Source organism: Fibrobacter sp. (assembly GCA_024398965.1).
Taxonomy (GTDB): Bacteria; Fibrobacterota; Fibrobacteria; order Fibrobacterales; family Fibrobacteraceae; genus Fibrobacter.
Genome location: JAKSIF010000054.1, coordinates 1 through 13,552 on the forward strand (window position 1 = coordinate 1; position 13,552 = coordinate 13,552).

The 13,552-nt window shown below is 48.0% G+C and carries 10 protein-coding genes; 7 read left to right on the forward strand and 3 right to left on the reverse strand.

From position 1 onward, the window contains the following. Positions 1-40 precede the first annotated feature (40 nt). From MJZ26_13050 to MJZ26_13070, 5 genes are read left to right on the forward strand one after another with little or no spacing between them, the layout of a single operon-like run. On the forward strand, positions 41-502 hold the full coding sequence (locus MJZ26_13050; GenBank protein ID MCQ2106704.1) for a membrane lipoprotein lipid attachment site-containing protein: 462 nt from the start codon (positions 41-43) through the stop codon (positions 500-502). A gap of 9 nt (positions 503-511) precedes the next feature. After that, on the forward strand, positions 512-919 hold the full coding sequence (locus tag MJZ26_13055) for a hypothetical protein (protein MCQ2106705.1): 408 nt from the start codon (positions 512-514) through the stop codon (positions 917-919). Position 920: 1 nt separating this feature from the next. Beyond that, positions 921-2,057 carry a PorT family protein gene (locus tag MJZ26_13060; GenBank protein MCQ2106706.1) on the forward strand — a complete coding sequence of 379 codons (1,137 nt, stop codon included), beginning with the start codon at positions 921-923 and terminating at the stop codon, positions 2,055-2,057. Positions 2,058-2,066: 9 nt separating this feature from the next. Further along, positions 2,067-2,786 carry a hypothetical protein gene (locus MJZ26_13065; protein ID MCQ2106707.1) on the forward strand — a complete coding sequence of 240 codons (720 nt, stop codon included), beginning with the start codon at positions 2,067-2,069 and terminating at the stop codon, positions 2,784-2,786. Between the two features lie 36 nt (positions 2,787-2,822). Further along, complete coding sequence (locus MJZ26_13070) at positions 2,823-4,220, forward strand: hypothetical protein (GenBank protein MCQ2106708.1); 1,398 nt, start codon at positions 2,823-2,825, stop codon at positions 4,218-4,220. 2 nt (positions 4,221-4,222) lie between these two features. Here MJZ26_13070 and MJZ26_13075 read toward each other — a convergent pair whose 3' ends face one another. Together MJZ26_13075 and MJZ26_13080 are read right to left on the reverse strand one after the other, a co-directional pair. Further along, positions 4,223-7,045 carry an SMC family ATPase gene (locus MJZ26_13075; protein MCQ2106709.1) on the reverse strand — a complete coding sequence of 941 codons (2,823 nt, stop codon included), beginning with the start codon at positions 7,043-7,045 and terminating at the stop codon, positions 4,223-4,225. Beyond that, positions 7,045-8,262 carry an exonuclease SbcCD subunit D gene (locus tag MJZ26_13080; protein MCQ2106710.1) on the reverse strand — a complete coding sequence of 406 codons (1,218 nt, stop codon included), beginning with the start codon at positions 8,260-8,262 and terminating at the stop codon, positions 7,045-7,047. Before MJZ26_13080 ends, MJZ26_13075 begins: the two co-directional genes overlap by 1 nt. A 196-nt stretch (positions 8,263-8,458) precedes the next feature. Between MJZ26_13080 and MJZ26_13085 the strand changes: the two genes are divergently transcribed. Next, positions 8,459-9,463 (forward strand): hypothetical protein, encoded by a 1,005-nt coding sequence (locus MJZ26_13085; protein ID MCQ2106711.1) that lies wholly within the window; start codon positions 8,459-8,461, stop codon positions 9,461-9,463. A gap of 105 nt (positions 9,464-9,568) precedes the next feature. On the opposite strand, the gene MJZ26_13090 is transcribed toward MJZ26_13085, so the two are convergent. Next, positions 9,569-13,261 carry a hypothetical protein gene (locus MJZ26_13090; GenBank protein MCQ2106712.1) on the reverse strand — a complete coding sequence of 1,231 codons (3,693 nt, stop codon included), beginning with the start codon at positions 13,259-13,261 and terminating at the stop codon, positions 9,569-9,571. On the opposite strand from MJZ26_13090, the gene MJZ26_13095 reads away from it, so the two are divergent. Further along, positions 13,239-13,502: a hypothetical protein gene (locus tag MJZ26_13095; protein MCQ2106713.1), complete on the forward strand. Its 264-nt coding sequence runs from the start codon at positions 13,239-13,241 to the stop codon at positions 13,500-13,502. The genes MJZ26_13090 and MJZ26_13095 overlap by 23 nt on opposite strands. Positions 13,503-13,552 lie beyond the last annotated feature (50 nt).

A 13,552-nucleotide genomic window follows, 5' to 3' on the forward strand; every position in this document is an offset into this window, starting at 1 on the left:
TTTTTTTGAAAAAATTTCATTCCGTTGACATGGAGCCTTTATGAAAAAAATATTCTTTCTCCTGATTGCAGTGTTTTTCCTCAGTGCTTGTACGTACCACTACGGTCTCAAGGAAAACTGGATTGACGATGACGACATCCAATTTGTTCTGCAACACCCTGAAGTCAAGGAATGGATGAAGGAATTCGGTGAACCGGTCATTACCGAGTACCACCAAGATACAGTTGAGTTCATATACAACTATAAACCACACCTCTACAAGGTAGAGAAAAATGGATACATGCAAAAGGTCTCCAACAAAGATCGCGTAGACCTTTGGAGTGATCGAAACGAACTTCTTTCCCTGAAGATCGTCAACAATGTGGTGGTGGGAATCAAGATACGTCAAGAATTTGTCCCTGTAACAAAGAATGAAAATGCCACGCAAGGTCCAAGCATTTGGCTAATCATCCTCGGGATCCTCTTAACCGCAGGCATAGTCACTTTTGTTGCCGTTGATTAGGGAGTTAATATGTCGCTTAAATTTGTCCTTCCATTACTTCTGCTCGCCACCATAGCCTTTGCTGATGAATGCGAATCTCTTTGCAGTGAATGCGAAAATGATAAAAGCGAAATCTGCGCAAATGTTATAAAAACCTGCGGCTGTGATTACAGTACTGCCCAGCAGGAGGAAACGGCCGATGTAAAGTCACCTTCCAAGTCCACGGTCATAGATGTGGATTTCGACCATAATGAAGAAAATAAAGCCCCCATCAAAAAAAACATCATCGACGTCAACTTCGGTGACAACGGAGACATGGAACATACTGCCGTCAAGAAATCCGACGGCAGCTACGAAATTGAGAAACGATCAAACAAAGGTCTTATAGCAGCCTCTGCAGCAGTGGTAATCGCCATAATCATTTTTCTTGCTATATAAAATGAAATCTTTCTTAATTCCATTCTTGCTAACCACCTTTACGCTAGCTTTTGGACAGCAATCCGAAGCCTGCAAAAAGCTCTGCAACTCATGTCCTGCAGACACCAGTCTCTTTGACCAGTACGAAGAAGCTCCCGAGAATACGGCTCAACCCCTATGCAACAGGATTGAATCAAACTGCGGTTGCTACGCCTATGCACGCAACGAATGGCTAAAGACAAAGGCTCAGGAAGAACCCTCACAAAGCCTCTCGAATCCTGAAGTTTCTCAAGACACAGTCGCAGAAACAGCAACTGAGGAACCGGATTCCGCAGAAACCATTCCACAGGAAATCAAAGAAGAGGCCATCCCTCCTCAAGATTCCGTTATGGTGGACAGCACAGCAAACAGCCCAGAAAAGAACGAAGAACCTGGTCCCATTATTCAGGTTGAACAAACGGCGAAAACATCCCCAAAAACTTATTTCTCCTTGGCAAGAGACCCCTCGAGAATCACTGCTCTCGGCTTCAATTTACTTGGTGGCGAAATGATCGAAAGGGGCTTTCCCGGTTATAACCATTCCGCTCATGGAGACGGATTCAATCTTGGTTTGGGAGGATTCTACCGTTACTATTTCTACAGATGGGGCTCAATCCAAGCCGGCGCAAATATCATCTATGAATTTATAAACAACAATGGACTGGATTACAACAATCCTACAATCAACTACAACGACTCCTACTATAGTGAATATGTACGTATTGATTCAGACATTGACTATCATAATATTTCATTGGAATTTCCGGTCAATCTCCGTCTCGGTATCGGCATAAATAAGATCATCGGAGGCTTTGCAAGTGGAACATTCGCTATTCGCAAGCCCTTCTACGAATGGGAGTCTGTTTCATCAGAAATAAAAGTCAACTTTAACGGCTTTCATGACTACGAAGATAAGGAAGAAAGCTATAGCGACTTCTTCCCTGCGGACGCCTGGGAATTTCATTTCTATTTTGGATTTGGCCTAGAAATCAAAGAACATTTTTCAGTACAGTTCCAATGGTTAGCCTGGAACCAAGCCACTGGTTACGGGCATTCCTTTTATCACGAATTGTTTAATGATAACAGTAGCTGGCGAATAACAGCTGATTTCAGTTTCTAGGGAGCAGATATGAGTTTTTATAAAGAACATCTGTTAGTCATCTCCACCCTGTTCGCCATCTCCGTTTTATGTTCCTGCGGCGACGGTCCCATGGAAGCTGCAGAAGAAGACTTCCAAGACACGATTTCTAAAGCAGAGCAACAGCTAAGCAGCATGGAGCACAAACATTCCAGTTCCAGCATGCGCTATAGCAGCTCGTATGACTACCGGAATGATAACTACAGTTCTTCCAGTAGCTCATACAACTACTGGGATGATTTCTATTCCTCCAGCAGTTCAATTTATATTCCACCCAGCAGCTCCAGCACTCGGTCTCCGTCTCTAGTTCAGGACATGACCATATATTTCACCCTCACATACTATGAACAAATATCCTCCAATTGGGATGCGTTCAATGGAGCTGGCGATCCTGAGGTATCATTCACCATTTATCTCTATAACAAAAACAACACATCTCTTGGTTCCAAGAGCACGGGACTACTGCTAAATAAACAGGATACCAGGAAATGGAGCGGATTGAGTTCAATCTCGTTACCTGTTCCGGCATCAACATACAAAATAAGAGTCTGTCCCAAAGTCATCGACGAGGACTTATCGGAACATGACGACTATACCTCCGGCAACTGCTACGACAAATCCGCAATAGGAATGCTAGATTCCTACGAAAATGTATATCAATCCGACGACTCCAAGGACTACTCCTTGGAATGGGAATGGTATTTGTACTAAATTATAATACGGATTAGGATACATTAAGGAGAAAGTATGAGTTTTTTTAAAGCACTTAAGGTCAGTGCCTTCTTTCTTTTGGGCTCCATCGCCCTTTCAGCATGTTCAGGCGAAGATGGCAAGGACGGGGTTTCTGGTGCCGACGGCAAGGATGCCCCCGAAGTCAACATAGATTCCCTAGCCAGCGCACTTCGTGAAGAAATCACCGGCTCCCTTTGGGACACACTCTACGCAGAGCCCTATGTGGACACGGTATACAACATTCTCTTCGACAACGCCTTCGCCAGTTCCTGGATGGATTCTGTCCGTGAAGCTCTTATAGATAGTTTAAAGAGTGCGGATTTCGATTCCCTTTACGAGAAACTGTACGACAGCGTCTATTACGACATCTACTCCAAGAATGTAGTCCGCCACCTGGATGGATGGGTCTGGAGCTATCGCGAAGAAATCAACGCCGCCTTTGCCGACCAATACGCCCTTATGTACAAGGATTTCAAGAACAACGGCGAACCTTACCCTGTACCTGTATCCATCAAGGCCCGCAACCAGTGCGATGTCAAAAAGGAAAGCTGCCGCTGGAACAAGGTCTTGCTCAAGGCATGGATTCCAGGCTTTACCGATACAGCAAGTGTCACAGGCATCGTCAATCCGGGCGAAGAAATCATTCTCGGACCCACCTTCGATTTTGACAATGCCTCCCTGGCAGAGATCACAGTTCCTGAAAAGACCCAGATTCAGTTGCGAGGCTATGCGCTTGAAAACGACAAGGAAATTCTCTTCTATTCCGAATCGAAGCCCGTTACAATCAACCCCATCCAGGTCTACGGATCCGAACTTATCGGTATCAAGAATTATTCCTGGTATCACGCCGTCTGGGTCACCCCGAACATGGATTCTATCACCACGATCCACAAGGAACTGGAAAAGATTCTCCCCGGCGGCCAGGTAAAGGCATATCAGCTTTACGGTGACGACCCGGACCTGATTACAAGTTCTGCACGCCTTGTTCAGGCTGTCTACAACGTGCTTAAGGACAAAGGCATCAACTACGTCAATAACACAAGCGCAGCAAGCATCGGTCAGAAAATCAAGTACCCTGTAGAAGTCCTGCGCACTACACAGGCCAACTGCATCGAAGGCGTGAACCTCTTCGCATCCATCCTGGAATCACTGGGAATGCACACCCTGATCGTCACGATTCCGGGTCACGCCTTCCTTGGCTGGTACACCAACGAAGAAAAGACAAACTTCAACTTCCTGGAAACCACCATGGCCTGGGGCAAGAATGCAGCTTCCTTTAGCGAAGCCTATGAAGCAGGAATGAACGAATTCACCGAACAGAAGGAAAGCGGAAACTTCGAGAGCGGTAAGTCCGAAATCATTTCCATTACCGAGGCTCGTCAATTCGGCATCATGCCCAACGACATCCCGTAATACTACACCTCGATATTCACTCGACTGATCTTGTTCGCGTCCTTGGTGACGCGAACATTTTTTTCAATCCTGTTTTCAAGTTCGTTCACGTGGCTAATGATGCCAACAAGGCGATGGTCACCGGCAAGATTCTGCAGAACGTTGATAGCGGACTTCAGGCTTTCATCATCCAGGGAACCAAAACCTTCGTCGATGAACATGGTGTCCAGCTGGATGCCGCCGGCAGAACTCTGCACTTCGTCGGCAAGGCCCAAGGCAAGGGACAGAGACGCCAGGAAACTTTCGCCACCGCTCAACGTCTTCACCTCACGCGGCTTACCGCTGGCATGGTCAATGACGTTCAAGTCCAAGCCAGTCTGGACCTTGTTATTAGATGCATCCCTACGGCGGATCAATTCGTACTGGCCGTTGGAAAGCAGATGGAAACGCCTGTTAGCGTGGCGGATAATACGGTCAAAGTAGGAAGTCTGCACGTAGGTTTCCAGCATCAGCTTGTCACGGCCGGTCAAGGCGCCGTTCGCTGTATCGGAAAGGTTCTTCAGCCACTGACGCTTTTTACTTGCAGTACCCAAATCTGCCGCCGTGGCCTGGATCTTCTCCAGAGTTTCCTTGTTCTGCTTGAATCGGCCGGACGCTAGTTTCCATGTATCCATCTTTTGGGCCTGTTGACCCTTCAGTGCTCCAAGTGACTGGTTCAAAGCATCCATATCATATTCAGGCGCACCTTCCAGGGACTTGTTGAATGCATCAATCTGAGCCTTCAAACCCTGAAGATCCTTATCGCAATTATTGAATGCGTCCGTCGCTTTTTGCAGAGCCTCGTTGAGGCCATCCAGCGCCTTCTGCAATTTCCTGATTTCATCCGACGCAGCAGCCTTGCTTTCAAAGGCAAGGCCCTTGAGCAAATCTGCGATGGCATTTTTAAGGCCTTCGATTTCCTTTTCTGCTGCAGCATTGTTACGACCCAATTCTTCATTGGATGCTCGCATTTTTTCAAGAGCTGTTTCCTTGGCAGGAATTCCAGTTTCCTTATTTTCCAGTTCCTGCTTGCGATTAGCCTTCCTTGATTCAGCCTCGCATTCCGCCGACAGGCGATTCAGTTCATCGCGATTCTTCTGGAATTCTTCATTGCCGCGAACCTTTGCATCCTCGATGGCACATTCCCCAAAGAGCTTATTCAACTCTTCCTGAAGATTTCTCTTTAAGCCTTCGCACTTTACGTTCTGCTGTGCAGCAAGTACGTTCTTATGGTTGCGTAGGGCCTCCGCCTCGTCAGATAATTTCTTTAGTTCTTCAAGCTCTGCCTGAGTAGGAGCTTCCTCAGATTTACAAGCCTTATGGGGATGATGAGTTGATCCGCACACAGGACATTCGCAGCCCTCTTCTAGGGACTCTGCAAGAATACCTGCCTGCTCATTTCGGAAAGCGTGATCCTTCTTATCATAATCCGAGCGCAGGGTTGCATACTGCTTGTCTGCCTTAAGGTATTCTTCTTGCGCAAGTTTCAAGCTTTCAACTTCGGCGTTATAATTCTTCACCTGGGTGCCGACAGCCCTGATATCAGCCTGACGCTGATCCAGTTTTTCAATTTCCGCCTTAACCAGCTTTACCTTGTTATCACCGGCGTCAGAAAGGCCCTCCAACTCAATCTTCATCTGCTGAATTTCTGCAGCCTGATTATCGATAAGCGCGCGGCCACTATCAAAATTTTTCTGATCTTGCTGCAGCTTGGCTTCCTTCAATTTCAATTCTGTACGCTTCTGTTCAAGACCATCATACTGAGGCAAGGAATTCGTAATCGTCGTGATCTGGGCCAGCAACTTTTCACATTCAGGCTTTTTATCTTCCTGAACTTTTTTCGCTGCAAGTTTTTCCTGAAGTTCAGCATTCTTTGCAGGAAGTTTTTCCTGCGCAGCCTTTAAATTGGCGCGGGCCTTTTCAACTTCGCCAGCCTTGCCAACCAACTTGTCCTGTTCAGAAATCCTTTCCTTGAGTTTTTCCAGTTCCGCTTCGGATACCTTTACCACGATTTCGTCTTCAGCCAGCAAGTTCCTCAACAGTTCACAGATTTCTTCCCAATCTGCAATCTGGCGATTCTTTGCCAGGCCAAGTTTTTCTAAAACCTCTTCCCTATAGGCCGACGCCTCTGCACACTGGATTCCAGAAACATAGGTGCAACCTGTCTGCACTAGGGCTTCGCAGGTCTTTCCAAAGGCACTCGCCTCATCACTCAGCTTTTTCTGCAGCTTTTCAAAATTCTCGGTCTTGAAGATCTTGCGGAATGTCTCACGACGATTCTTCGTATCTTCCAGAAGAATCTTCATGAAGTCACCCTGGGCAATCATGGCAATCTGGGAGAACTGATCCTTGTCCAAGCCACCCATCACCGACTTTACCGCATCAGTGACATCCTTTTCCTTGGATACACTGCGGCTAGCCGCGGTGACCTTCCCGCTTTCGTCGGGATAAAAGAAGGTTACAGATGCGGCCGCCTTCGTCATGCCCTCGCCACGGGCCTTCGGGCGTTCATACTCAGGATTTCTGCAAATGCGGTATTCCTTGCCATCGTAGGCAAAGGTCAGCTCCACGCCCGTGGGGGTTTCCGGCTTTGCATTGGTGCAACGGAAAAGCTTGGCATCGTCGCGATTGTCTCCGCTGGCCTTTCCAAAAAGGGCGTAGGTTATGGCGTCGAAAATGGTGGTCTTGCCAGCACCGGTATCGCCGCTAATCAAATAGAGACCATGGGTTCCCAATTTTTCAAAATCAATTTCGGTGCGTTCAGCGTAAGGGCCAAAACCAGTAACAACAAGCTTCAAAGGTCTCATTAGTTCTTGCCCTCCCAAATGGAATCAATCAGGTTCCTAACAAAATCACTTTCCTCGGCAACCATCTCGCGATTATTCATTTCCTTGAAGAAGTCGCAGAATATCTCTGTAGGAGATTTTTGATCCACATTTTCAAAATCCAGGTTGGCGACACTTCTTGTACGTGAATTGTTGTACGACAACGTCATCAAGTGGGGATAGTATCCTCGCAACTTGGCTGCAGCATCGTTCACATCACTTTCGTCCGTGAGAACCGCATAGATGTAATCGTCCAGGCTCTTGCCCTCCCGTACCTGCACATCACGGAATTCCGCAGAAACAAGCTCCGCAAACAGTCCCTCGATCTTACGCACATCGCGCATGGGCTTCAAGGGAACTTCGCGAATGTTCAGCTCGCAACCGCTACCCATAGCGCCTACCTCAGACATCGCACCCAATTCCACCACCGTCACCGACTTTACGTGGGCCGCCTCGGAAAGTGAATACTTCAAAGGCGTGCCGCTATAGCGAACGCGACCAACTCCAGCTTCGTTCTTCGCCACGTTTTGCGGACGATGGATATGGCCCAATGCTACATAGTCGAAACCGTCAAAGGCGTAGGCCTCCACATTGTCGAGACCGCCAACGAATTCCTCGGAGCCATTTTCGTCAACCTGGGCCCCCGTTACAAACTGATGGGCAAGCAAAACATTGCGGTGTCCAGCAGTCCGCTCCATTTTAGACAAAGCCATCTGAATGGCGCTGGTATAATCCGTAACCAGCTCGCGCTCAGCATCAGCCTGCTCCCCCGTACCGAGGCAAGCGCGGATTGTCGCCGGACGCACAAAGGGAAGCATCCACACATCCACTTCGCCAAAGTCATCCTTCAAGGTCACGGGTTCAAAGGAGCCGTTATAGACCGGAGACATGTATACGCCACGTTCCTGCATCAGGCGGCCGCCAAAGGCAATGCGCTCCGCAGAATCGTGGTTACCGCTCAGTACAAAGGTCTTGACGTTACGGCTGGAAAGATCCACCAGAAAATCATCAAGCACCTGGACCGCCTCGGCGCTAGGTACAGACTTGTCATAAACGTCCCCGGCAATCAAGATTGCATCGGGTTTCTCGCTGTCCACAATTTGCAGAATCTGCCCCAGAATATACTTCTGATCCTCGAGCATGGAATGCTCGCAAATACGCTTTCCTATATGCAAATCAGCCGTATGGATAAACTTCATAAAAACTCCGCCCTGACCAGGGCTCCATTATTCCACATACAAATATACTATCGTAAACATGACACTAAAATGTCAAATAAAAACTTGTCCAATTATTGAAGTTTTTCACAGCGTCTCCTAAATGGCGACCTTCAAATAATTCTATCTATGAATTATTAATTCAAGAACCTGAATTTTTCACACAGCAGAGGGCACTATGAATCTGGACGTTACCGCAATTCCAGGCTACTACAGCCGCCTTGTCATGGCAAAGAACCAGGGACACTTCAAGATTGCAACAGCAATCCTGGAACTGATTACCGGTTCCTCCGTCGATGATTCCACCTCTGCAGAAGGCCGCAAGGCTCTCGACAAGATTGCCCAGGCAAAGGGACACGCCGCAGCCATCGCCGCCGGCAAGGAATCCGATGCAGTGCCGCCCGCAGGCGAAGCCGCCGACTGGCAGAGCTATATCCTGGAAAACCCGCCTTACACCCGTAAGATGTCCCTGGCACTTGCCGCCTACTTCGTAAAGGCAAGCCTTCTGGAAACCGCCTACGAAATGTACCTCTGCGCATCCGAGCTGGACGAAGACGGCAGCGCTCCCGAGGAACTGGAAGCCATCAAGTCCGCTGAATCCGGCAACATGGCAAACGAATTCGGTAAGCAGTGCGAAGCCGCCGGCGATTACGCCAAGGCAGCCAACTGGTACAAGAAGGCAAAGAGCGCAGGCCTCGCCGACGCCGACGCAGCCCTTGACCGTATGCAGGCCTTCCACGGCGTTACCCGCTACCTGGCTCCCTGGGTAGAAATCGCTAAGAAGACCGGCCGCAAGGAGCTGGCAGAAGCCATTATCGCCGTCGCCCAGAACGCCAAGGCCGGCAACATGGATCCCGTTACCATCGGCGAATCCGTTGTTCCTCCCTGCTACGAAGAAATGGACTTCTGGGAAAGCGAAATGGATTCCTACCAGAAATTCTCCGGCGACAGCAGCACCGAATTTGGCAACGCCATTATCGCCGTAGGCAAGATCCTGGAACGCGCCAAGATGTACAACAATGCACTCCGCTGGTACAAGAAGGCAGTGGTATACAACAACGCGGCCAACGCCGATGCACACCGCATGCTTCCCCTCAAGAGCAAGTCCGCCATCATGCGTGAAGCCGAAGACATCTACGACAGCGCAAGCCCCATTCCCGCCCTCTGGAAAGTAAACGGCTAATCCGCTGCAAGTCACGAAATTTTATTCTGACAAAGCCAAGGTATAAAAAAACACAACGTCATCGGCGCTGTGTTTTTTTTGTAATGACAGGAATCCGTCCAAGTGTTATTGTATATGGACTTGCCTTGTCATGCCCTTCAGCTGTACCAGGTAACTTCCAGCATGAGGCAGTACAATTTCAAAGTTTGCGGTTTCCGCAATCCCCTGCAAAATGACACGGCCTTGCATATCAAAGACCGCAAACATGCCCAGGGGAGCTCCTGCAAACAACACGCTCCTTCCAGATACTTCCACATGGAACTGCGGAATGCCCGTAACAACAAATCCCTCCGTCTTCGAGCTGCTGGATGATCCCTTATCGCCATTGGCTGAACTACAAGAAGATTCCGGGGATTTCTGAGAGCTGGAGCTAACCGTTACAGAGCTAGACGACACTACAGAACTTGAAGACGATCCGGAACTGGAAATGGAGCTGGAGGATTCTGCAGAACTTATTATCGAACTAGAAGAAGTTCCTTCCACGGAACTGGAACTTTCCGCAGAATTTGACGATACTTCAGAGCTGGATGAAGTTGCGGAACTGCTGACCTTTTCAAAATTCGCAACAAAGGTAGTATCGGAATTAATAGTCACGTAGCGTTTTTCGGATGCATATTCATTATCATCCCAGCTTACAAATTCATACCCCTCGGCAGGCACTGCAGTAATCCAAACTGCCGACAGATAATCATAAATACCCGTTTCATTCAAGCCGCTTACAGACCCCATGGACTCGTCATTTACAAGAACCGTAACCTTATACTTGTTCTTGACGAATTCACCCTGGATTTCCAAATCTTCGTCCGGCATCACGTCAGGAATTTCTGTGGAGGGAACATAGGTGTAACCACGCTTCTCTGGCAAGGCAACAGAAGACAGTATTCCACCACCAAAGACCATCACCGTCTTGAGCACAGATGTTCCCGTCTTGAATTCCAGCTTATGTTTCGCCCCCGAAAGAACAGGATAAGGATCCTTTCCCATTTCCTGCTTCCAGACGCTTCCAAAGACCTCATCCTTGCTATAGTCGTGAAGGTTGCTGAACAGGGTTCCGTCGCTAATTTCATCAGCCGTTACGGTGATTCCTCCCAATTCACCATTGACGCCTTCCAGGTAGTAGCAATTGTCTATAATAACTTCATTTTGGGAAGATTTCCTGCCAAGAATTCCCCCAGACTGGTACTTGCTATCGGAAGCAGTGATGCTCCCCATATTATAGCTATTGACAGCTGTCAGCTGAATCCTGGTATAGAGATAAGCTACCAGACCGCCAGCCACCTTGTCACCGGCGTCGATATCACCAACATTATAACTATTCACCACAGAAATCGTGTCATCGTTCCCGGTACGTCCAACAAGGCCACCGGCATAGTATTCACTACTGGCAACCGCCACATCATTCAGGCCAACATGCCCCCTATTGTATGATTCCGAAATAAACACATGATCTTCCACATGGGCCACAAGGCCTGCAGAAACTCCAGTTCCTTCAATGGATCCCACATTGTAACCACCGGTAACATAGGTTTTTCCACTAGAAGTTCCCACCAGGCCTCCGGCATCATATCCCTTGATAGTGCCTGTATTGTAGCTGTCCTCAATCACGGTAATGTCACTGGCTTCACCAACAAGGCCTCCACCTACAATCTTGCCATACACAACGCCAGCATTATAGCTGTCCATGATCTTCAGGGAATCCCAGGATCCGCCTACAAGGCCACCGGCGTAGTACTGGGCCGAATGAACATTGGCAGCACTATAGCAGTTGGATATTTCCAGCACATAGGAGCTTACATAACCAACAAGAGCGCCAGCCCTCAATTGAGATGCGATGTAAGAATCTTCAACGCCAAGGTTCTTGATGACAGCACGTTTTCCGCCTGTATGTACGCCACTTATCAAACCACCAGACGAAGAATTCACATCGTTATAGTACAGCCCCGAAATCTTATGGCCCTGTCCATCAATGGTTCCTGCAAAGCTGTCGATCGGAACCCAAGGGAAAAAGCCCGCTGTATCAGCAGTCCTTACAAGCCCTCCTTCATCCAATACGGAAGCATTGACTGTAATGTCTTCCGTTAGCTTGGCACAGGCACTTCCATTTTTCTTAAACCCATTGGTGCCGTTCACAATTGCCGCATAGCTATAAAGGGCTGCCTCATTGGAAATCAAGTAGCAATCTTCAGCATCCTTTTCCGGTTCCGCAAGCTTGAGCAAGCGAGCGTACAGTGTCAAGTCATTCCCAACAGTAGGTGGAATGTAACTGTACTTGCTGCCTGTAAACTCGGCATTATCATACCAGGCGTACACGTAACTCTCATCTTCTATCTTCGGGATATCTATGGCAACACCATCGTGGAACTGCGTCGGATATACAGTCTTATCACCATCGAAAGTCACAAAGCTCAATTTGTGGTAAACATCCTTGAATGCTCCATTGACTTCCCCGCGAAATACTGGATACGCATCCGTACCCACTTTCTGCCCCCATAGCAAGCCATCTATATCATCACCATGATAGGAATGAAGCTTGTTAGCCACGTAACCTGTCTTAAATGCGGATACGGCAACTTCCTCGCCACCGTAAATGCTGCGGACATTGGAATTATAGAAGCAATTATCCAGCACAAAGTAGGGCATGGAATAAACATTGGAAACGTCCGAAACAATAGCCCCGGCCATTTCAAGGTTTCCTTCAATGGAAGCGAAGCTATAGCTGTTGACCAGGGATGCCTTGTTCACAATGCGCCCAACAAGGCCGCCCAAATAGTCAGTCCCTTCAATAGAACCCACGTTGTAGCTGTTTTGTATTGATAAGGTTCCGCCACCAGCCCTCCCCACAAGGCCACCAGTCTCATTTGTACCCTTAATAGAACCGGTGTTATAGCAACGGGATACATTCACTGAACCGCTTTGAGATCCGATAAGTCCACCTGTATAGGAATCACCGATAATGCTGCCAGTATTGTAGGAGTCCACTACAGTCGCATTATTCACAATGCTAACAAGTCCTGCGGCATACATCATTATCGCTCCATCCAGTAAAACGGAGCCCTCATTATGACTTTTCGAAATCGTCAATAAAGTGGAGGAATAACCGACAAGGCCACCTGCAGTACGGTGGGCGTTTATATCACCAGAAAAGACAGACTCGTTAATGGTTAGCGTTCCTGCAGCGTAACCAACCAAGCCACCCGTCCCATCAACACCTCCATACAGCAGAGCATCAACAGTGCAATTTGAAATCTCGAGAGAAGAACCGTAGACCGCATTTGCAACCAAACCGCCAATTTTCCTAGCAACAGAGTTATAAGCACCGAAGAAAGAATCCTTGATGTGCAGATTCTTAATCAAGACAGAAGCCTTCCCAATGGATTCAATAAAACCAGAAAGTCCTTCAGATCTAAAGTCAGTATTATAGAAGTAAAGACCGGAAATAGAAAAGCCATTACCGTCAAAGGAGCCGGCAAAATCCCTCAATGGAGTCCACTGGCTATGCACCGTCGTATAGAGCTTAGATAAATCTATGGAACTTACGACACCTTCATTAACAACAATGTCCTTGGTAAGCTTTCCGCAAGCCTTCGTATCCTTCGTCATGCCATCGGTACCATTAACGATGGCAGCAAAGCCATACAGTTCCTCAACGCTAGAAATCGCATAACAACCATCAGCGTCTGTAGAAGGTGCGCTAACAGTTACAGCCGCATTCGCAAACGTAACTAAGAAAATAAGAATGAAAAAGATTAAACGAGACATAATAAATTCCCCACAAATATCTGCGAATAAAGATAGCTATAAGGAAGGAAGGAAGGAAGGAAGGAAGGAAGGAAGGAAGGAAAACGCTCAAAAAGTATTCACAAATCCGAAGGACGTCTGCAAGCATGGCAAGACACATGGCGACATTCCCGCTGTACACTGCCCGCGGAAGCCCTCGTCGGAACCACGCAGGGCAAAAACAAAAAAGCCCCCCGAGAGGTTTACCTCAAGGGGGGCGTGAATCCAGCAGCGACCTACTCTCCCGGACCCGAAGGCCAGGTACCATCGGCG